The 22882-nt window shown below is 38.2% G+C and carries 16 protein-coding genes, 1 tRNA gene and 1 pseudogene; 11 read left to right on the top strand and 7 right to left on the bottom strand.

All coding sequences use genetic code 11. The annotated features are described in order from the left end of the window. The first annotated feature begins 109 nt into the window (after positions 1-109). A tRNA-Ile gene (locus tag A7A69_RS01275) sits at positions 110-186 on the top strand. A 174-nt stretch (positions 187-360) separates the two neighbouring features. Here the strand turns inward: A7A69_RS01275 and A7A69_RS01270 are convergent. After that, positions 361-669 (bottom strand): annotated as a pseudogene (locus A7A69_RS01270) (type I restriction enzyme endonuclease domain-containing protein); the annotation flags it as partial. A gap of 45 nt (positions 670-714) precedes the next feature. Then, positions 715-1986, bottom strand: a complete 1272-nt coding sequence (locus tag A7A69_RS01265; protein ID WP_152876031.1) for an MFS transporter — start codon at positions 1984-1986, stop codon at positions 715-717. Between the two features lie 203 nt (positions 1987-2189). On the opposite strand from A7A69_RS01265, the gene A7A69_RS01260 reads away from it, so the two are divergent. The 7 genes from A7A69_RS01260 to A7A69_RS01230 all read left to right on the top strand — a co-directional run bounded on the left by A7A69_RS01260 (position 2190) and on the right by A7A69_RS01230 (position 13920). After that, positions 2190-3356: an acyl-CoA dehydrogenase family protein gene (locus tag A7A69_RS01260; protein WP_152876030.1), complete on the top strand. Its 1167-nt coding sequence runs from the start codon at positions 2190-2192 to the stop codon at positions 3354-3356. 17 nt (positions 3357-3373) lie between these two features. Then, on the top strand, positions 3374-4555 hold the full coding sequence (locus A7A69_RS01255) for a CaiB/BaiF CoA transferase family protein (protein WP_120370579.1): 1182 nt from the start codon (positions 3374-3376) through the stop codon (positions 4553-4555). Between the two features lie 9 nt (positions 4556-4564). Further along, positions 4565-5467 carry a hydroxymethylglutaryl-CoA lyase gene (locus tag A7A69_RS01250; RefSeq protein WP_152876029.1) on the top strand — a complete coding sequence of 301 codons (903 nt, stop codon included), beginning with the start codon at positions 4565-4567 and terminating at the stop codon, positions 5465-5467. 42 nt (positions 5468-5509) lie between these two features. Beyond that, complete coding sequence (locus tag A7A69_RS01245; RefSeq protein WP_151980603.1) at positions 5510-6301, top strand: IclR family transcriptional regulator; 792 nt, start codon at positions 5510-5512, stop codon at positions 6299-6301. An 18-nt stretch (positions 6302-6319) separates the two neighbouring features. Beyond that, on the top strand, positions 6320-7102 hold the full coding sequence (locus A7A69_RS01240) for an enoyl-CoA hydratase-related protein (RefSeq protein ID WP_120370582.1): 783 nt from the start codon (positions 6320-6322) through the stop codon (positions 7100-7102). Between the two features lie 577 nt (positions 7103-7679). Next, a complete protein-coding gene (locus A7A69_RS01235) occupies positions 7680-12221 on the top strand; it encodes a two-partner secretion domain-containing protein (protein ID WP_152876028.1) in 4542 nt (1513 codons plus the stop codon). A 4-nt stretch (positions 12222-12225) separates the two neighbouring features. Beyond that, entirely contained in the window at positions 12226-13920 is a 1695-nt protein-coding gene (locus A7A69_RS01230; protein WP_152876027.1) for a ShlB/FhaC/HecB family hemolysin secretion/activation protein, read from the top strand. A gap of 556 nt (positions 13921-14476) precedes the next feature. Here the strand turns inward: A7A69_RS01230 and A7A69_RS01225 are convergent. Then, on the bottom strand, positions 14477-16447 hold the full coding sequence (locus tag A7A69_RS01225; RefSeq protein WP_152876026.1) for an alkyl/aryl-sulfatase: 1971 nt from the start codon (positions 16445-16447) through the stop codon (positions 14477-14479). A gap of 52 nt (positions 16448-16499) precedes the next feature. Next, positions 16500-17438, bottom strand: coding sequence for a SphA family protein (locus A7A69_RS01220; protein ID WP_151981970.1), 939 nt, complete (start codon positions 17436-17438; stop codon positions 16500-16502). A gap of 243 nt (positions 17439-17681) precedes the next feature. Here A7A69_RS01220 and A7A69_RS01215 point away from each other — a divergent pair, with 243 nt between their 5' ends. Continuing rightward, positions 17682-17891 carry a hypothetical protein gene (locus A7A69_RS01215; protein ID WP_151981968.1) on the top strand — a complete coding sequence of 70 codons (210 nt, stop codon included), beginning with the start codon at positions 17682-17684 and terminating at the stop codon, positions 17889-17891. A 42-nt stretch (positions 17892-17933) separates the two neighbouring features. Here A7A69_RS01215 and bioB read toward each other — a convergent pair whose 3' ends face one another. Together bioB and queG are read right to left on the bottom strand one after the other, a co-directional pair. Then, entirely contained in the window at positions 17934-18923 is a 990-nt protein-coding gene (gene bioB, locus A7A69_RS01210; RefSeq protein WP_120369292.1) for a biotin synthase BioB, read from the bottom strand. A gap of 77 nt (positions 18924-19000) precedes the next feature. After that, a complete protein-coding gene (queG, locus tag A7A69_RS01205; protein WP_152876025.1) occupies positions 19001-20107 on the bottom strand; it encodes a tRNA epoxyqueuosine(34) reductase QueG in 1107 nt (368 codons plus the stop codon). A 28-nt stretch (positions 20108-20135) separates the two neighbouring features. On the opposite strand from queG, the gene A7A69_RS01200 reads away from it, so the two are divergent. Further along, positions 20136-21623, top strand: a complete 1488-nt coding sequence (locus A7A69_RS01200; RefSeq protein WP_152876024.1) for an NAD(P)H-hydrate dehydratase — start codon at positions 20136-20138, stop codon at positions 21621-21623. 6 nt (positions 21624-21629) lie between these two features. Here A7A69_RS01200 and ruvC read toward each other — a convergent pair whose 3' ends face one another. Further along, positions 21630-22175 (bottom strand): crossover junction endodeoxyribonuclease RuvC, encoded by a 546-nt coding sequence (gene ruvC, locus A7A69_RS01195; protein ID WP_120369302.1) that lies wholly within the window; start codon positions 22173-22175, stop codon positions 21630-21632. 126 nt (positions 22176-22301) lie between these two features. Between ruvC and A7A69_RS01190 the strand changes: the two genes are divergently transcribed. Next, on the top strand, positions 22302-22868 hold the full coding sequence (locus A7A69_RS01190; protein ID WP_152876023.1) for an FxsA family protein: 567 nt from the start codon (positions 22302-22304) through the stop codon (positions 22866-22868). Positions 22869-22882 lie beyond the last annotated feature (14 nt).

Here is a 22882-nt window from a genome sequence, read left to right as displayed (position 1 = left end):
GACGTTTTAGTATTTGCTAAAAAGTTAAAAAATACTTGTTATTACTGATCACGTTAGTTAACATCTGGTTCTTTTAAAATTATTGATTATTCAATATTTTACGTTATTTGGGCCTATAGCTCAGTTGGTTAGAGCAGCGGACTCATAATCCGTTGGTCCCGTGTTCAAGTCACGGTGGGCCCACCAAATATCAAACCCTCTAAGCCATGAGTTTAGAGGGTTTTTCAATGAAAATAGGCGTAAAAAAACTTTAGATCCACGGTCTATTTGATGGTCCATCAGTTCAAAAGTCCGATGGACCAATTCATTATTATGCTTCTTCTAAATCTGACAACTTTGCTAGTTCATGTGCCAATTGCGTAGCCTTTTCACAATTACTTTTAACTTTGCACGTGCAGCTTTTTTAATTGTCCAATCCAACATAACCTTTTGGCGAATAAATTCGCTAAGTACCAGTGCAAGCTCTCTAAATATATATTTTTGCATGAGTTCTTTTGCAGTGTCATTTTTAGCAACAGCAGAGTAATGCTACTCGTATTCAGTCAAATTGAGTTCAGCAGCAAGTTTGTCGGATTCCTGAATAGTCTTTGCAAGCTTGATGAGTTCATCAATCACTTCAGCAGCAGTGAGTACTTTGTTCTGATAACTTTTAATGGTAGTACTTAGCATGAAGTAAAGGCACCAGTAGGTGCCTTTGCTAAACTTATCAAATAGTTATGTGCTTTGAGGATCGTACATTCGATCTTTAATAAAAAGTGCTGGAATCAGTGCTGTGATTACATATGCCGTGCAGATGACAAAGAAACCGATTGCAAAAGATGTATGTGTTGCGATTAAGCCGATGGTGGGAGGGGCAATAGCACCACCTATTCGACCAATATTATAAGAAATACCCGCGGCTAAACCTCGATTTGCAGTACTAAAACTTTCTGTTAAATAAGTGGTGTGAATACCTGTCGAAAAGCCATAAACAAAACCAAATATGATTAGCAGCATTAAAATATTTTCTGCATTGTTGTAGTTTACTAAAACTAGTAGAAAACCAGCAGTACAAATACAGCCTGCGGAAAAAACAAAGCGTCTTCCTAATTTATCAGCCAATACACCAGCAGAAATTTTACCTAAAATTGTTGCGATATATGATCCAATCATATAATTGGTCATAGCTTTAAAATTCATACCTAAATCTTTTTCTAGATATGATGGCATCCAGACGTTAACACCGTAATAGCCGTAAAGTAGGAAAAATGAAATTAATGTCCAACAAATGAACATCAATCTGGATTCTGGGTTTTTAAAGATTTGTTTTAATCCTGATTGATGTTGTGTATTTGTTAAATTAGTGATCGGATTGGCGCTGATGCCTTGTCTCCTAAGCTCTTGTAATTTACGCCATGCTTGAGGTTCAGGTATAAATTTTTGCACAAAAAGTACCAGTACAATAGGAACTAAGGCAATATAAAATAACCATCGCCAGCCATGCTCAGGAATAATGATACCTGCTAAATACGCTGCTAAAATAAACCCGATAATATAGCCAGATAACATGGTACTCATCACTGTAGAGCGATATTTGGTGGAAAAATATTCTGATACTAAAATATTTGAGGCTAGATAAACTGCACCTAGTGGCATGGAAGCAAGAAATCTGATAATACCGAACTGCCAGTAATTTTGTGCATGGCCTAATAAGAAAGTTCCTATTGAGAAAAGCGCTACACTAACAGTAATGGTGCGCACTCTGCCAAAACGGTCACATGTCCAGCCACCAATAATTCCACCGACGAGCATTCCCATTAAAGTGAAACTTGCAAATGTCCCTGCTTGAAAGCTACTTAAGCCAAATTCTTTTTTTAAACTGACCATGCTGTATGACAGCATCATGAAGTCCGTTCCATCCACAATAAGTGCAATTAACGCAAATAGAAAAACCAGTATTTGAATCTTTTTTTTAGGAGACTCTATCTCCTTGTTGACAATATCCATTGTATAGTAGTCCTTTTCTGATTGGATCTTATGATTCCTATATATGAATATAATTTATAATTCATAAAATCAATACTTATTTTTTTAATATTTAAAAATCAAATATTTAAAATGTTTATCACATATAATTTAATTTTTTAATTGAAATTATATTTCTTGTATGGATAATTTAATTCATACATGTGAATTAAATGGATTTAAAAATGAATTTTTTGATGACTGATGAGCAAGCGCAAATCAAAGAATCTATCGAAGAAATTTCTAAACAATTTGATGAAGAATATTGGTTGAAGAAGGATTCTAGTGGTGATTTCCCACACGAATTGCATAAAGCAATGGCAGATGGCGGTTGGTTAGGAATTGCAATGGAGCAGAATTATGGTGGTGCGGGGTTAGGAATTACTGAGGCAGCAATTATGATGCAAGCTATCAGTGCTTCTGGAGCAGGAATGTCGGGCGCATCTGCTATTCATATGAATATTTTTGGTTTGAATCCAGTACAAGTTTTTGCCAATGAGCAGCAAAAACAGCGCTTTTTACCACCATTGATTGCGGGGGAGGAAAAGGCATGTTTTGCCGTAACAGAACCCAATGCGGGCTTAGATACGACTAGCTTAAAAACTTTTGCTAAAAAAGTAGCAGGAGGCTATATTTTAAATGGTCAAAAAATTTGGATTTCAACAGCGCAGCAAGCTCATCGAATGTTGATTATTGCACGTACCACGCCTAAGGATGAAGTTAAAAAGTCAACAGATGGCTTAAGTCTGTTTTATACAAAATTAGATCGTGAGCATGTTGAAGTACAGCGTATTGAGAAAATGGGTCGTAAATGTGTCGATTCAAATATGCTATTTATTGATAATTTATTTGTTCCAGATGAAGACCTTATAGGCCAAGAAGGAAAGGGGTTTAGCTATTTATTACATGGTTTGAATCCTGAACGTATTTTGATTGCTGCTGAAGCGATTGGTATGGGGCAAGCGGCATTAAAACGTGCTGTTACTTATGCCAAAGAGCGAGAGGTTTTTGGTCGTCCGATTGGTCAAAACCAAAGTATTCAACATCCATTGGCACAAGCTTGGATGGCCTTAGAAGCAGCGAATTTAATGGTATTCAAAGCTGCGACATTATATGACACAGGTAAGCCATGTGGTGCTGAAGCAAATACTGCAAAATATTTAGCTGCAGAAGCTTGTTTTCAAGCATGTCAAGCTGCTGTAGCAACACATGGTGGTATGGGTTTTGCCAAGGAATATCATGTGGAGCGCTATATGCGTGAATGCTGGATCCCACGTTTGGCACCAATCAGTCCACAGATGATTATGAATTTCATTTCTGAAAAAGTGCTTGATTTACCAAAGTCATATTAATACAAGGTGCGGAAAGTATGGATACTTTATATCAACCCTCAGGCCCTTTAGTTGGGGTAAAAGTTATTGATTTATCTTCTGTAGTAATGGGACCTTATACCTCCCAAATTCTTGGTGATATGGGAGCAGATGTAATTAAGGTTGAATCATTGGAGGGTGATGTATTTCGTTATACAGCTCCTTCTAAACATTCAACTATGAGTGCTTCATTTATTCAATTGAATCGAAACAAGCGCAGTATTGCTTTAAATTTAAAAAATCCAAATGAAAAAGTTCAGCTATTAGAGTTGGTCGAATCTGCTGATATTCTGCTGTATAACATTCGCCCAAAATCTATGGCGAAATTAGGTTTGGATTACGCCAGTTTACAGAGCATTAATCCGCGCCTTATTTATTGTGGTGTCTATGGATTCTCAGAAGATGGGCCATATTCAGGTAAACCCGCTTATGATGACTTAATTCAAGCGATGTCGGGTTTGGCGGATTTGCAAGGGCGCAATAAAGCTGAATATAAGCCAGAATACTTAAATACAGTTATTGCAGATAAAGTAACTGGAATTACAGCAGCATATGCCGTCGCTATGGCTTTATTTGAACGCGAGCGATCTGGTATAGGGCAAGCTGTAGATGTTCCAATGTTTGAAACTATGGTTTCTTTTAATCTCATGGAACATATGTCTGAGGCTACTTTCATCGAAAATACAAAACCTAATATGGGTTATGGTCGGGTTTTGTCAAAATCTAGGAAACCACATCAGACGAAAGATGGTTTTTTAGGAATACTTCCTTATACATCTGCCCAATGGGAACGTTTTTTTATTCTTTCTGGCCTAAAACATTATGCTAAAGAAGAGCGATTTATTAACCCAGCCTTGCGTGGAAAAAATATTGATGAGATGTACGGTATTTTGTCCGAAATAATGAAAACTAAAACTACAGATGAATGGATCACTTTGCTTAAAGATGCGGATATTCCAATGGCTAAAGTGAATACCCTTGAATCTTTGTTGGATGATGAACATTTAAAGCAAATAGGATTCTTTAAAACTTTCCAACATCCCACGGAAGGGGTTATCCGCCTTACAGATATACCGACTAAGTTTTCAAGAACACCAGGAACGATTTATCGATTACCGCCCAATTTAAACCAAGATGCAGTTTCAACTAAAGTTAATAAAAAATGCGGTAAAGCATCTTAGGAGTAAGTTATGAATCATAGTCAATGGGTCAATATCGTCGAAGTTGCTCCACGTGATGGATTACAAAATGAGAAGCTCTGCATTAGTTTAGAGGATAAAATTGAACTCATTCAGCGTTTGGATCATGCAGGATTGAATTATCTAGAATGCGGTAGCTTTGTTTCTCCAAAGTGGGTGCCTCAAATGGAAGCTACATCAGAAATTTTTGAATATTTACACAAACATTCTACCCCTGATAAAACTTATGCTGCTTTGGTTCCCAATATTAAAGGATTGGAAAGCGCAATTAATAATGGAGTAAAGGAAATTGCTGTTTTTATTGCAGCATCTGAATCTTTTTCCAAAAAAAATATTAATAAAAGTATTGATGAATCGATTACAGTCGCTCGAGAAGTTATTAAAGAGGCACAAAAAAATAATATAAAAGTTCGAGCTTATCTTTCATGTGTACTTGGTTGTCCTTATGAAGGTCAGGTAAATACTCAATCAGTTGTTGATTTAACGAAGCAGTTGATAGAGTTCGGTGCATATGAAGTATCTTTAGGTGACACGATAGGAGTAGGGACTCCCTTCAAAACACTACAGTTATTAAAAGCCATGAAAGAGAAGATACCTGTTTCAATGTTAGCAGGGCATTTTCACGACACTTATGGTCAGGCTTTAGCCAATGTATTTGTAAGCTTGCAAGAAGGAATACGAACATTTGATAGTTCTGTGGCTGGTTTGGGTGGGTGTCCTTATGCCAAAGGGGCATCGGGAAATTTAGCGACAGAGGATTTAGTTTATATGTTGCAAAATTCTGGTTATGAAACAGGTGTTAATTTATCAAAGTTGATTGAGGCAGGTAATTTTATTAATCGTGTTCTAGTTCGAGAAACTAATTCAAAAGTTTCACGGGCAAATACAAAGTAATGGAATATATCCTCAATATCGAAAATTCTTTTTGAAAAAAGTATGTTATACCGTACTCAATATTGGGAATGGAAAAAGAATATGACTGTAAAACTAGTAGCGCGAGCTTTGGATCTTTTTGAGGTATTTGCCCATTATCAAAGACCTTTGGTATTAAGTGAATTGGCAAATTACCTAGATATTCCAACATCAAGTTGTTTGTCGATGGTGCGCACAATGGTTGATAAAGGTTATTTATACGAAGTGAAAAGACGTGGTGGGTACTATCCTACACGTAAATTAGAAACTCAGGCTATTAAAATCCATGATGGTAATCAAATTCTTGAAATAATTCATGAGCATTTGGTACGGCTACAAAAAGAAGTGGGTGAGAGTATTGTTTTTGGCAAGATCCAAGAGGATGAGGTGATTTATCTAGATGTGATTGAATCTAACCAAGTCATTCGTTATGCAGCACAAATAGGCGACTTACGACCATTGCATGCTAATTCAATCAGTAAGGCTATTCTGGCTCAATATGACGATGAATCTGTTTTGGAAAAATTACTAAATCTTAAAATGACAAAATTTAGTGAACAAACGATTTCATCGCCGCGTGAATTCCTCAATATTTTAGAGGAGGTAAGAAAAAATGGATTTTCTTCAAATTTAGGAGAGAGTGCAGAAGATCTGGCGGCAATTGCAATGCCATTAACTTGCTCAGGAGAATGGTATGGTATTTCGATTGTTGGACCACTAAATAGAATGAAAAAATTATGGTCATCGCATCCTAAAGCGCTGTCCAAATGCATTGAGATGATTAATGAAGAGCTTCAAGAGATGGGGGCTCAATAATGGATAAAGGAATTATATATGACGCATTCTGTATACACGGAACTTGATATTAGTGATGTTGGTGTTGCAACTCTTTGGTTAAACCGCCCAGAAAAGTTCAATGCTTTAAATGCTGAGTTTATTGCAGAGTTGTCGGCTCAATTTAAAGCCATTAATGAGAAGAAAAACATTCGCTTATTTATCTTAAGATCACGTGGAAAAAACTTTTGTGCAGGTGCTGACATTGAGTGGATGAAATCCTCCGCAAATTTAAGTTATGACGACAATCTCACAGATGCAAAATATTTAGCAGATATGCTGTGGGACTTAAAGCATATTGCGGTACCAACCCTTGTTGTGACACATGGCGCAGCATATGGTGGGGCGGTGGGGTTAATTGCATGCTGTGACATGGCGATTGCAATTGATGATTCTAAAATATGTTTGTCTGAGGTTAATATAGGGCTAATACCAGCCACGATAGGACCTTATGTACAGCAAGCGATAGGCTATAAAAATTCACTTTACTATTCTATGACTGCTGATGTGATTGATGCCGAATTGGCTGAAAAAATCGGTTTGGTACAAAAAGTATTTTCATGTGAAGAAGCAGATGCAGCAGTTGATAAGTTTATTCTCAATTTTCTGAAAAAAGGTCCTCAAGCTCAACAAGCATGTAAAGAGCTATTTAATAAAATTTATTCCTCTGAATTTACTCTTGATTTAAAAATCTATACAGAAAAAATGATTGCTAAAAGACGAACTTCGGATGAAGGACAAACTCGTCTGCAAGCTTTCTTGCAAAAGAATACGTCTATTTAAATGACATCATAGTTACTTTTGTCAGAGTGAAGCGTGCTAAAAAATGAAAGTCTCCATTTCTTAGCATACATTGTCATTTTGCGGTCTTTTCCGCTTAATATGTTCATCCAGAAACGATCGATTGTGATTTTCTGCGGTCTATTAAAAAAGATACTTATCTAAGGTTTATTGCTTCTGGTCTTTGATTCTGTTGCAATAAATTCACGGCTTTTTATAAATTGCAATCTATACGTTATTATTATTCATATAGTTATTTGAAATTTTTATGATTTTTCAACAAAAAAAAGCTAAAAAAAGTCTAATTCTTTAGCTTTCTTAATGTCGGTCTTTATTAAATTATGGCGAATTAATCGACATTATATTTTAATTTTGTGTAAATAATCAAAAGTCTGATGGGCTAAATTTTTCTTCAAATTTCTTTTTATATCTTACTTATTAATGCCCCCATTTACTTTTGAACTAAAGCTTTCATTTTGGTCGGAATACCCAATTTCAGTGATATACCAAATGATCAAAACTTGATTTAATACATAATTAATGCATAAAAAATAATCATGGTTATGATGCGGGGTGGGAAATGAACAAGATCTATAAAGTGATATGGAATAAAAGCCTATTGTGTTGGCAGGTGGTTTCAGAACTTGGAAAACACAATACTGCACAATCTCAAAGTGTCATAAAAGACGGTGCTAATCTCGATCAGCATAAAGCAGTAAGCTCTCATCTATTATCACTGACAGGTCTTGGTTTTGCACTGGCACTACTGCCACTCTCCATTTATGCTGAAATTAACCCAAACAGCTTACCGACAGGTGCAACGGTCACACAGGGCTCGGCACAATTTAACCAAAATAACAACACGCTTAACATTAACCAGAACACTCAAAACCTGAGTACCAACTGGAACAGCTTTAACATTGGTCAGGATGCCACAGTAAACTTCAACCAACCGAACAGTTCCTCCATAGCAATTAACCGAGTACTAGACAGTAATGCCAGCCAGATCATGGGGCGCTTAAATGCCAATGGACAAATCTTCTTACTCAACCCCAATGGTGTGGTGTTTAGCAAAACGGCACAAGTCAATGTGGGTGGTATCGTTGCATCTACCCTTAACCTTGCAGATAGCGATCTGACGCAGGGGAAATTTACCTTAAAAAATAATGGCAGCGCAGGCAGTATTGAAAACTACGGCAGTATCATAGCCCATGGTGGTGTAGTCGCACTCATTGCACCCGTGGTGAACAATCAGGGAAGCATTCAAAACAATGGTACAGGCACAAATGTCGTGCATTTGACCGCAGCCGATCAGGTGAGTTTACAACTACAGGATGGTCGCTTAACTGAATACAAAATCGACTTGGGCACATTACAAGGCTTGGTGGATAATGGCGGCGCCATACAAGCAAATAATGGCGCAGTTTATTTAACTGCCAAAGCCAAAGACAGTTTAAGTAAAGCTGTAGTGAATCATACAGGGATTATTGAAGCGAATCGCTTAAGCCAAAATGCGAAAGGTGAAATCATCCTATTGGGTGATATGCAAAATGGAATAACCACAGTCAGTGGAATCCTAAAGGCTGAAGGTAAAAATGGTGCAGATGGTGGATTTATAGAAACAAGTGCTGCACAAGTTCAAATACAAGATACAGCCAAAGTTTCGACTTTATCTGATGGTGGAAAAGTTGGTAATTATTTAATTGATCCATTTGAAATGACCATCACTAATGGAGGACCCGATACCACTGCCAATTCAATTAGTGCAAGTTATTTACAAAACCTTCTTCAGACGAGCACTGTGACCCTGAATACAGATGGAGCAAATAAGAGTCAATCAGGTGACATCAATGTTAATGCGGATGTAACTTGGGGGAGTGCCAATAGTCTGATCTTAACGGCTTACAACAATATCAATATTGGAGCAAATATGGATGGAGGCTCTATTTTATTGAATGGTAAAAACGTTATACAAACTGCTGGAGCAGTAAGGGGCGGATTAATTTTTAACACATCCGGTAATGTAATTCTTAGTTCTGTTGGCAATTCGATCAACAGCATTGGTGGGAATGTTGGAGGCAACTTAAATTTGGTTACTCAAATAGCTTTAGCCAATTACCAAGCCCTTACAGTCGCTGGAAATCTATCTTTAGTTTCATCAAGAGATGTAACTTTAACCAATGTCGGTAATAGTTTTAGTAGTCTAGTTAATATCAATGCTAGAAACACTCAATTGACAGCCAGTAGTGCTTTGACACTCGGTGTGATTGACGTAGATAGTCTAATCGTTTATGCACCAACAATAAAATTGCCGACTCTGCTTAATACAGTTGGTCTGCAGGTTTTAAAGGGTAATATTGAACTGATGGGTGATACTCATTTGACTAGTACTTTGGGACTGATTCAACTCAGTGGAACCTTGAACGGAAAGTATGCTTTAACAATTAATACTACCTCAGATGTAATATTTGATGGCAATGTTGGTAACTCTATAGCTTTGCAGTCGTTAAATGTTAATGGGTTGGGTATGACGAATGGTGATATTACGACTATAGGTGATATTACTTTCAATAAAGTATTAAAGTTGCAAGGTAATACGACATTGAGAAGTATTAGTGGAGATATTAATACCGCTACTATAAGTACTCAGAGTAGCACTAACAATTTAAATTTATCTGCATCATCAGGTGCTATTCATATTAATGGTGATATTTCTGCTAATCAGATTAGCATTTTTGCTAAAATTTTTAGCGGTTTAGGTATTAATGGTCTTGGTGATTTAAATATTAATACCCATGAAAGCTTGATCCAAAGTTCTGGCTATACAGTGGGTGGTTCTGCCCAGATTACATCGGATAACAATATTACACTTGCTTCAACCAATAACCAATTTGGAAAAAAAGTTGCTTTAACTGGGCATGATATTACTCTTAATAATACTACTAATTTAGAGTTAGATACTGTTAATGCAACTGGAGATTTAGTTGCGACGACTATTAATGGTGATATTTTTCAAAGCGCTCTGCTAAAAATTGATGGTAATACTTCATTTAGCGCAAGCGGTAACATAACACTTATCAATTCGATGAACGATTTTGTAGGTACAATCAGTGCTTATGGTAAAAATATTCTAATTTCTGATGTAAATTTATTGAATTTAAAATCAATTTCTGCCGATTATTTAACAGTAAGGGCAGGTTCGGATTTAAGTTTAAATGGTGTAATCAATGTAGATAAAGATATAAATTTATCATCTAATGGGAAATTTATTAATAATGAAGGAGCATCTGCTTTAAATTCCAGTCAAGGTAGATGGCTTATATATCTTAATAATATTGAATCAGGCCATTCTTATAACAATCTTGATAGTAATAATAAAGCTATATTGGGTGTAAATGGATCATCAAATATTGGTGAGTCTGGCAACAGATATATTTTTTCTGAAAATTTAGATATTAATTTGACAACTTTGGATAAAATAAAAAATTACGGTGAAACTATTGATTTGATAGATGCTTATAAAGTAGAAGGGCTATTAAGCGGTGTTGAAGGGGCATACAAAGGTCATAGTCTAGATGATGCTTTAAATAATAGTTTAAAAGTAGGATTAGATATTCACTCAGCAGGAACAAATGTTTTAGCTGATGTGAACGCAAATCCTTATAAAATAGAAATTTTCCCAACTAATTTTAATAATAAGCAAGGTTACAACCTCAATTTAATAAATGCTGGTATTTTAAAAGTTATCCCAAAAGACATCACTGTGACAGCGAATGGTGGCACATCGATCTATGGTGATACAAACCAAGTTAATCCGAACTTTAATGCATCAGGCTTAGTCAATGGTGAAACCGCAGCAGTCTTAACGGGTTTAAACAACAGCTTTGGCATTAACAATACGACCAATGCAGGCAGTTATAGCTTAACTGTTGATGGCACATTGACCAATGGTAACTACAATATTACACAACGTAATGATGGGACATGGGTAGTTGGTAAAAAAGATATCACTGTGACAGCCAATAGCAACCACAGTGCGGTGTATAACGGCAAAGACCAAAGTGTTACAGGCTTTACCGCCACAGGCTTAGTGAATGGAGAAACTGAATCCGTGCTGACAGGTGTGACTGCATCAGGCACAGGTAAAAATGCAGGCAGTTATAGCAGCAAAGCCACAGGCTCTGACAATAACTACAACCTGACTTTTATTGATGGATCCTTGGATATTGCCAAAGCCAATGCCACGGTCATAGCCAATAGCAACCACAGTGCCATATATAACGGTAAAGACCAAACGGTTACAGGTTTTACCGCCACAGGCTTAGTCAATGGAGAAACTGAATCCGTACTGACAGGCGTGACTGCATCAGGCACAGGTAAAAATGCAGGCAGTTATAGCAGCAAGGCAACAGGTAGTGATAGCAATTACAATCTCACTTTTATCGATGGATCATTAGATATTGCCAAAGCACAACTTCATCTTAATGCTGTAAGCGATACCCGCACCTATGATGGTACTAACGCCTCAACAGGTCTCGTCAGCATCACAGGCTTACAAGGTAATGACAGCGCAAGTGCCACACAAGTCTTTGATAGTCGAAATGCAGGCAACCGCACCCTAAATGTCACAGGTGTTGTGATTAACGATGGAAATAATGGCAATAACTACATAGTCCAAACTCAAAATGCCACAGGAACAATCAATAAAGCCCTGATCACACAGGTCGATGGTATCACTGCAAACAGCCGTTTCTTTGATGGTACAACGAATGCCACACTTAATTTTAATAACAGCCAGCTTCTAGGCAAAATAACAGGTGATGATCTGTACGTGGCTTCAGCACAGGGACAATTTAGCGATCTTGGGATTGGACAGGATAAAACAGTGAATATCAACAATATACAATTGGCAGGAGCAGATGCAGCCAACTATCAACTAATAAAGAACACTGCACAAACTACTGCCAATATGACACTCTTGACCCCAACAGGCTATCTACAAGCCATACAATTCCAGCCTGTTACAGATCATCAAATACAACCACAAAATTCAGCGCGGATCGATGTACAAAATGGCGGGGTGAATATCAACGGACTACAAGTAATGAAAGGAGGGTACTAAAATTATGAAAATCAAATACCAAAAGAAACGACTTAGCCTGTCTATTGTGACACTAACCCTTGCTTCTACTTCAGCTAGTTTCGCAGCCCCTGCACCCAATGCAGGACAACTGCTACAAGAACAACAACCGCTGAACCAACTGGCAACACCTCAGGACAAAGTTGCTATCGAAACTACAAAAGCAACCACACCCCAAGCGGATGACCAGCAACACATACAAGTTAATCGCATTGTAATAGAAGGTAATACCGCAATTGCCACAGCCAAACTACATGCCATCGTCGCGGATGCCGAAGGCAAGCCGCAAACACTGGCACAACTGTGGCAACTGGCACAACGCATTACCGATGCTTATAAACAACAGGGCTATGCCTACAGCCGTGCCTATCTACCACAACAAACCCTCAACAATGGTACTGTACGTATCGCAGTACTCGAAGCCAGATACCAACAAACGGAGATACACAACCATAGCCGTACACAAGCATGGTTACTCAATGCAACCGTCGCTCCTCTGCAAAGTGGGCAACAGATTAACAACCAGCAACTCGAACAACAACTTAAACTGCTCAACCGCTTAAATGGCGTCACCACCAGAAACATCCTGAGTCCAGGCGAACAGACAGGAACCAGTCAACTGGATATCGATGTAGAAAATAGCAACTTGCTCTCAGGTTACATAGGTGCAGATAACTACGGCAACCGTTATACCAAAGAAGCCCGATACAACGCAGGACTGAGTCTAAACAACCTACTCGGACTGGGGGATGTACTGAGTTTGGATGGCATGACCACAGGCAAAGCACTCAACTACGGAAAAGTGGGCTATGAATTTACCTTTACAGGCATGGGCACCCGTGCAGGAGCCAGCTATTCCCGACTAGATTATGAACTGGGTAAAGAACTCAAAGCACTTGGCACCGAAGGCAAAGCAGAACAAAGCAGTATCTGGCTTAGCCAGCCTGCATTACTGAGCAATACATCAGAAGTAATACTCAGCGTACAGTATGACCATAAAAAGCTCGAAGATGATATTCCACTGAGCCAATACTACAAACACCGTAATATTGATCTATTGACGGCTAGATTGGACGCCTCACACTACGATCAATGGGCCGGAGGAGGGCTTAACCAACTCAGTGCGGCAACACGCTTTGGTCGGGTCAAATTCAAGAACGATGAAGCCGAATTTATTGATGCGCAATCAGCTAAAACTGGCGACGATTTCTATGCGGTTAACCTAAGTTTGTCACGACTACAAAATTTGGGTAGTTATGGCACACAAGCTTTTATTGGCTTATCAGGTCAATACAGTCCCTATAATCTGGACAGTGCAGAGCAATATATGGGCGGTGGACCGTTTAGCGTCAGAGGTTATGAATCTAGCCAATTCTCAGGCTCCAGTGGCTACATGGCCAATCTAGAACTAAGACAACGACTGTATCAGGATAAACGAAACCAGCTTGGCGCCAAGATATTTATTGATAGTGCGGATGTCACCTTAAATGCAGATAAATGGATTGGGGTGACAGGCGATAATACGGCCAGACTAAGTAGTGCGGGTTTGGGCTTGAGCTGGTTTAATATCTGGAACATACAGGCGAATGCAGAGGTTGCATTTCCAATCGGGAATACGCCAAAGCAGATGCAAGATCGGGACGATCATCAATACTGGTTGAGTCTGAGAAAGACGTTTTAATGATAAAAGCACTTATTTGATATAAAAGTGTAATCATATTCATTTGAAATTAAGGTCTGTGTCTTGGTGATACAGGCCTTAATTTGGAAATTCCATGGATGGCTTATATTCAATTATTTTGTGTAATTGATAATTTTTTTAAAACTGAATCTATCTATTAGAAATTTTAAGACAAAACTTACAATACTTCAGAATCCGTCGTGCGCAGCTCAGTATTTCTAAATTTATCTTTATTGTGGTTTGATATAAGTACACTTATTTTAATAACTCAAAAGCATTCTTTACAGCATTAAAACGTGACAATTGTTGCTGCCTATCTTCAATCCCGCCATATTAGTAATATATATGATTCATCTGATGAGTACAGATCAACTGGTTTTTACATGCTCTGCATTTTGCTACAACAAAGACCATGCATTAGTAAAGTGAAAATTTCGAATTGACGCTCTATAAAGAATTTCAAAAAAAATTTATCTGTACAATAAAAACGCCCAATGAGATTCATCAGGCGTTGTTTGATATAAGAGTTTAAATCTTCAAAAAATTTAAACTCTTATTATGGTGTTACGATATTGAACCAGAAAGGATATTCATCAATTAGTCCAACTAAATCAGTCAAGGCTTGTTGATTACCTGTAATTTTTATATCCCCTGATTTGATTTTATCCTGCCATGTTGCTTGTTTAAGTTGGATCGCGTTTAAAGTCGTTTTATTCAATGTTACAGTTGCATCAACTTTAGTAGTCGGTACAGTTGAATAGTTCAAAACAGAATTACTAACAGAAACGGTGTAGTCTTTTTTCAAATCTGGGAAATTGAAGTTAACTGCTAAACGTTTTCCTTGTGCTTTTTCAGCATTTAAACGGACACCCCAGAAATCAAATAACAAATCTGGTTGCATGGCTTGAATAGTATCTGGGCTGACTGTACCACTTAGCTGTCTATTTGGCACACCGTTTCTTAGCTCATTGGCTCCCTGTAAATATACTGAACGCCAAGGTCCCGATTCAGCTTGATAGCCCAATTGCTCATAAGTATCCGCGAGTAAATTTTTAGCCTCTACATTATTTGGATTTGCAAAAACAACATGCTTTAGCGCCATAGCTAACCAACGATATTCACCCTTACTAAAATCTTTTTTAGCTCGCTCAATGACTTGCTGCTCTCCACCCATATATTCCACATATTTTTTCGCAGCATCTACTGGAGGTAATACATCTAAACTTGATGGATTTCCATCATACCAACCTACATAACGTTGATAAACTGCTCTAGAGTTGTGCTTGAGCGTTCCATAATAACTACGACCATCCCAAAAATTCTCAAGGCTTGGTGGTAGTTTAATCATTTCAGCAATTTCTTCACCTGTATATCCTTTATTCATGAGATATACAGATTGATCGTGAATGAATTTATATAAGTCTCTTTGTTTTTCTAAATAATCATGGACTTGATCTTTACCCCAGACTGGCCAATGATGACTTTGAAATTTGACATCAATATCATTGCCATATAGCTCAATTGTTTCATTAATATATTTTGACCAATTGAGAGCATCTCGAACCTGAGCGCCGCGAAGCGTTAAGATATTGTGCATAGTGGCAGTTGTATTTTCGGCCATCCACATTGCTTTAAACTGTGGCAAATATACGTTCATTTCTGCGGGAGCTTCCGTGCCTGGAGTCATTTGGAAGACCATTTCAACGCCATCAACGTTTAATTTTTCACCCGTTTTTTTGACTAAAGTATTTGGCTCTATAATAGTTGTGGTACCTCCCGGATTTGTTAGGCCCAAACCAGCTCCCACACTTCCTTCAGGGCTTCGAGGAAGTAAGGCACCATACATGTAAATTGCACGACGGCTCATCACATTTCCAGAAATAACCCCTTCACTAATTGCATGTTCCATGAAACCATCGGGTGCGATGACTTTAACTTTACCGCTTCGTGCATCCTGATCTGTGATAAGCCCTTTTACACCGCCATAATGATCCACATGTGGATGGCTATACATAATCGCGACTATTGGTAATTTACCAAATTTTTCAGTAACTAAATCATAAGCTGCTTTTGCGGTTTCATTTACACTGCCAACATCAAAAACGATCCAGCCAGTTTTACCGCGAATAAATGTAATATTTGCTAAATCATAACCACGTACCTGATAAATACCCGGTTTAACTTCGAATAAACCATATTGTAAATTAAGCTGTGCATTACGCCATAAGCTTGGATTCACAGAAGGGGGAGCAGGATTTTCTAGTTTGATGTACTGTTTAAATGATTCTAAATCCCAAACAACTTTACCTGTTTTTTCATCTTTAATTGTAAGATGTTCAGGTTTTAGTAATAATCCTCTTTGAGCGTCTTCAAAGTCTTTTTTATCATTAAAAGGCAGTACATTGTAAATTGCATTATTGGCCTGTTGAGTTGTCGTAGTGGCAGGCTTTGCATATAAATGCGTGCAAAGCATACTACTCATGAGCACCGTACAAATAAGTTTTTTGTTTAAAGAAGATTGATTCATCTAGATATACTCACATTTAAATTCATTGTAATTAGGGCTAATAAAACTGTTTTTAGTATTGGAGTGAAAGATTAAGTTGGTAAGCTGTACCTTCGGGTCTATTCTTGACATCAAATTCATGCACACCTCGAGCAGAAAGTGAAAGTGAATAATCTTGCCCAAGTTTTTTTTCATAAGTTAAGATTGGGCCAACACCATAAGATCGACCTTTAAATCCATCTAAACGATCTGAAAAACGACTATCATCATCCGTAGTTTGATAAATCATCCCACCGACTACCCCGAGCCCTAGACCTGATTCAAATCGTTTTAAACCAAGTAAATCAAGGCGGAACATTTCACCATTTTTATAATCAGTCGCCTCATTTTTGGTATAGAACTCATACCCCATATTTGCTGTAATTTCAGCTTTCAGTCTTGGTAAAATGGTTGTCATTGCCATATTTGGAACAAATGTCCAGGTGTTTTGGCTCGCATTGCTGAGTTTGTTGACATCATAACTGCCTGTTGGCGCATAGACGTTGACACCAAACAAAACATGCATAATAGGATTTATATGATAATTAGCAATAATAGGCGAAAACATCACATCGCCAATTTTTGTAGCACTTTCTTGTTTTTCACGGTCATTCACATAAGAGCGAATATTGGTGTACTGTACAGGTACTCCGACACTGGTTGCAAAAGTCCACTGTGGCGAGGTTTTCCAGATAAATACCCCATTTAATAAGTTATAGGAAAGTTGATAATCAATTCCTCCAACGAGTTGACCCGCGATAGGAACCTGTTTGGATGCATTTAAACTTCCATCGTAATAGACACTCACTAGACTTAATATGCCACCTTCTTCTGAAGGGAGTACTGCATTCAATGGAACCACCTGCATGCCTGTACTTGGTCTACCTGAAGCTCCCTCGACCGCATATATTTGTTGGGATATAGATAGACATAATGTGATCGGCACTAAACCATATTTTAAAAATATTTTCATCGATATTCCTTGTATTCGAGCGTTATAAATTAATTATAAGTTTATTTTTTAGTTGGTTAATTATAAAATAAGGCGATTATATTAATCTACTATAGCGCATTTTTTTTACCACTTTTTTTATAGAAAATTCATATTCATCGAAAGTCATTTTGTTCACTTTTTCAATGACTTTTCATTCATTATACTTCCAGATTATTAATCTGTATTTTACAATCTCAAAAGAATTTAAATTTGAGTTTAATTATGTCTGATAAATTAAATTTACATCATCATATTGTCACAGATCAAATTGATCAGACGATGATTTGGTTAATGCAGCATCAAGATATATTCGATTCGTTGAGTTTTGATGTACATACTCAGCAGCTTATCGTGAGGCATGCGGCAGGGGAAGATATTATCCGTGAAGGGATGTATTTAACTGCGCAATATGGAATTTTAGTAACCTCTTAAAACGCATAAAATAAAGCCCTCTAAATGAGAGGGCTTAAAAAATTATGCACTCATGGCATCTACAGCCAATTCACGAGCAGAAATTTTTGGTTTTTCTGCCACTAGTCCCAGTTTAGCGAAAAGCTGTTGATCTCTTCCTTCACCTGCATTCGGTGTTGTAAGCAATTTATCTCCAGAGAATAAAGAGTTTGCTCCAGCCATAAATGCCAGTGCCTGATCTGAATCGCTCAGTGATTCGCGACCTGCAGAAAGTCGGATATAACTTTGCGGCATAATAATACGCGCAACTGCAATCGTACGAATCCATTCAGTCACTTCTAGTTTTTCTACATCAGCCAGTGGTGTTCCTTCAATCGGTACTAGCATATTAATAGGCACAGATTCAGGGTGAATAGGTAAAGTTGCAAGCTCGTACAATAATCCAATCCGATCTTGCTTATCTTCACCTAAACCAACAATACCGCCACTACAGACTTTCAAGCCTGCATTGCGTACATGATCCAAAGTATTTAAACGATCATCAAAGGTACGGGTGCTAATGATATTGCTATAATATTCGCGTGAAGTGTCCAGATTGTGATTGTAATAATCCAGTCCTGCTTCTTGTAAGCGTTCAGCCTGTGATTGGTTAAGCATGCCTAGTGTCATACATGTCTCAAGTCCTAATGCTTTGACTTCACGTACCATTTCAAGAACATAGGGCATATCGCGTTCATGGGGATTACGCCAAGCAGCGCCCATACAAAAACGTGATGAACCTGATTCTTTGGCTGCTTGGGCCTCAGAAATAACTTTTTCAACAGCAATTCGTTTTTCTGCTTCTAATTTTGAATCGTAACGTGCCGATTGCGAACAATACTTGCAATCTTCAGGGCATTTACCTGTTTTAATGGATAATAAGGTACTGACCTGAATCGTATTGGCAGAGAAATGTTGACGGTGCACTTGTTGCGCCTGAAAAACCAGATCTAAAAATGGTTGATCATATAGTGCTTGGATTTCGTTACGAGTCCAATCATTACGTAAGGTCATTGTCATAATCCATGATGATTGCTTTTACTAGCAACTTATCATACAGAATTCATGCCAAAGCCATAGGGCAAAAAACATCATTTTTGTTGACTTGCGAGTTGCTTTACTAATTGTTGTTCAATTGCCCAGTCAATATGCACGTTAACAATCTCATCATGCTGAGATTTTGCTTGTAAAAGTTGCGCTATGATTAACTCAGAATAGGGCGCATTGCCTAATCCAATTGCAATATTGCGTTTAAAAGATTGATATCCTGTGCGTCGAATCGGGCTACCTTCAGTATTGCCTAAAAAGGTCGATTCATCCCATTGCCAGATTTCTAACAATGAAATATTGTCCAGCCCATGTCGTGGATGAAAATCGGAAATGGATGCTTTTTTTGCAAAACTATTCCACGGACAAATCAATTGACAGTCATCGCAGCCAAAGATTCGGTTGCCAATGCCGATACGAAGTTCTTCAGGAATAATTCCTTTATATTCAATGGTCAGATAAGCAATACACTTTCTTGCATCTAGCATATAAGGTTCAACAATAGCTTGAGTCGGACAGATATCAATACAAGCACTGCAAGAACCACAATGTGCTGTAGCAGGTTCATCAAACGGCAAATCGAGTGAGGTAAATAATTCACCTAACACAAAAAAAGAACCTGATTTCTTGTGAATAAGCAGGGTGTGCTTACCTGTCCAACCCATTCCCGCACTTTCAGCCAATGCTTTCTCAAAGATAGGTGCTGAGTCTGCAAAAGGGCGTGATTCAAATTCCCCAACTTTTTCCCTGATTTTGGACGCCAATGTTTTTAAACGTCCCCGCATAATTTTATGATAATCACGGCCACGTGCGTAACGAGCGATAATTGCAGAATTCGGTTCATCGGGTACATAACGTGGCTTAGGTGTTTCAACTAGATAGTTCATTCGCACACAAATAATGCTTTTTGTACCGGGAACGAGCAATTTGGGGTCTGCACGTTTATCTAGATTTTCCTCTAAATAGTGCATATCCGCATGGTAGCCACGTTTTAAATATTCTTCAAAGCGCGGCATTTGCTCTTGAGCATCTGGTTTGGCAATGACACAATCAGCAAAACCAAGTGCCAAAGCTTGTCCTTTAATCCATTGTTTTAGTTCAATGGCATTGTATTGAAGAACAGGAATTGAAGTTGCTGAAATAGACGACATATGCCAAAAATAATGAGGAAGAAGAAAAATGCGAACTCAAGTTTACCATAGCCCTGTTTATAATCGTCAAAGTATTCAAACATGGGAGCAACGTTGGTTTACACAGCACAATTCTTCTTTGGGTTTAATGCAGCAAGTTGCATGGGCAATCGCTGAACGATTAAATCAACATATTCTAAAAAATAGCCTAAGCATCAAAAAAATTGCAGTCTGGTGTGGTTCTGGTAACAATGCAGGGGATGGTTACTTTACTGCTGCTTACTTAAAACAAAAAGGATATGACGTTCAAGTTTTTGCAGCACCAGTAGGTGATTCTTCAGATTTACAGCAAGCGATGAGCTATGCTCAAAATTATAATGTGAATATTAAGCCACACTTTGATGTACAAGATCAGTTCGATTGTCATATTGATGCGTTATTTGGAATTGGATTAAATCGTGAGCTTGATCAACACTGGCAAAATACGATTCAGCATTTTAATTATTTATCTGGTTTAAAAGTTGCCATCGATGTTCCCAGTGGATTAGAGGTAAATACAGGTCAGGCGATACCGTTTGCGATTAAAGCCGATATTACTTTTACGGCTTTGGCAATAAAAGTAGGACTTGTTACAGGACAGGCCAAAGAATATGTGGGACAACTAGAAGTTATTTCATTGATTCCATGTGATGATGAATTACAGCCAGTCGCGTATCTTACATCTTCACATATTCATTTACCCAAACGTCAGGCTTTTGGTCATAAAGGAAGTTATGGGCATGTGTTAGTGGTGGGCGGTCATGCCAATATGGGGGGAGCTGTGATCATGGCGGGTGAAGCAGCATTTCATGCTGGTGCAGGGAAAGTTACCATGATTTGTGATACATCACATCATTCAGCAATATTGTCACGCGCTCCAAATATTATGGTGCATGATATTCATCAACTTGATAAACCAAACATTGAAGACTTACTTAGCCATGTCGATGCAATTTGCTTTGGAATGGGTTTGGGACGAGATGATAAGTCAGCCCAGATTTTTAAGCGTTGGTTTGATCTTCTGCAAACTCAAACTCAGCTTGAAATTGTATTAGATGCAGATGCACTCTGGTTTTTAGCAAAACAAGAAGATATTCATTTGCCTGAAAATATGTATTTAACGCCCCATTCGGCTGAAGCTGCCCGATTACTGAATACGACTGTACAACAGATTGAACAAGATCGAGTGGCGGCAATACATCAGCTACAAAAAAAATATCAGGGCAATTGGGTATTGAAAGGCTCTGGCAGTTTGATTCTGGAAAATAATACGTTATTTGTCTGTTCAACAGGTAATGCAGGGATGGGTACAGGCGGGATGGGCGATGTATTGGCAGGCATGATTGCAAGTCTAAAAGCGCAGTTCCATGCAGATATTGCACTTTCAGACATTGTGACATTACATGGAAAGGCTGGTGATTTATTGGCTGAAAAGGGTCAAAGAGGAATTCAGGCGCAGCATATGTCAGAGGCAATTTATCAGCTTGTGAATATTTAATTTAACTTAGCGCCTTCTACTATTATAACGACTTCTTCCACGTGCCATTCCACCCAGAGCATTTAAAACTGCCATCTTGCTCATGCTTCCAGATACATGGGCATGACAAATGGCGGCTGCCAAAGCGTCTGCGGCATCGGCTTGTGGTTTAATACTTAAGCTTAAAATTCGCATTACCATCATCTGGACTTGTTCTTTATCCGCTGCACCATAACCCACAACAGATTGTTTAATTTGTCGTGCCGTATATTCAGCGACTTGCAAATCAAGATTCACCAATGCGGCGATTGCTGCTCCACGGGCTTGGCCAAGCTTAAGTGCAGAATCTGGATTTTGTGCCATAAAAACCTGCTCAACCGCAGCTTCGGTAGGGCCGTGAAATTTTACAATCCGTTCAACCCCTGCAAAAATGCGCTTCAAACGTTCAGGCATGTCCTGACTTTCAGTGCGAATTGTTCCTGCATCAATAAAACGTAACTGAGCGCCATCTTTTTCAATGATTCCGTAACCCGTAAGACGTGAACCAGGATCAATTCCTATAATTAATGGCATAACAGACTTTAAAAATAAAAGATTGCCCATATTGTTACATAACAGCATTAAAAAATCTTGATTCAGTTGAGATCAGTGGTTAATACTGCTGCAAACATTTATTTTTTGAGATAGATACGTTTTTACATGAATTTATTATTGATTGTTGTTCTTGGTGCGATTCTCGAAATTGCGGTGTGGATTGGTATTGCCCAATTTATTAGCGGCTGGTACGTTTTTTTCTGGTTTATTATTGCATTTTTTATTGGGTTAAATATGCTGCGTTCCAGTACGTCTGGGATTATGCCGCAATTACAGCAAATGCAGATGACTGGGCAACCCGGAACTGATCCCGCTGTAAGTAAAAAACTTGCAATGGCAATGGCAGGTTTCCTGCTCATGTTACCAGGGATTATCTCTGATATTTTGGCAGTTTTGATTCTTATCCCTGCTGTGCAAAAAATATTTCAAAATGCCCTAATGAAAACCATGGCAAAACGCCAACAAGCCATGATGGATAAAATGATGGGCGGTATGATGGGAAGTGCAGGCGGTCAGGCGGGGCAAAACCCATTTGCCGACATGATGCGTCAAATGCAGGATATGCAAAATCAACAGTCAGGTGGTCAGTATCGTGATTCTAGTGTAATTGATGGTGAAGCACGTGAAGTCATACCTGAAGTTAAGAAAATTGAGCATAAGGATAAAGACTAGAACTCAATTTATGT

Origin of the sequence: Acinetobacter guerrae (assembly GCF_009372255.1) — a bacterium.
Lineage (GTDB): Bacteria > Pseudomonadota > Gammaproteobacteria > Pseudomonadales > Moraxellaceae > Acinetobacter > Acinetobacter guerrae.
Note: the sequence above shows the minus strand (reverse complement) of the source record. Positions and strands in the feature narration are given on the sequence as shown.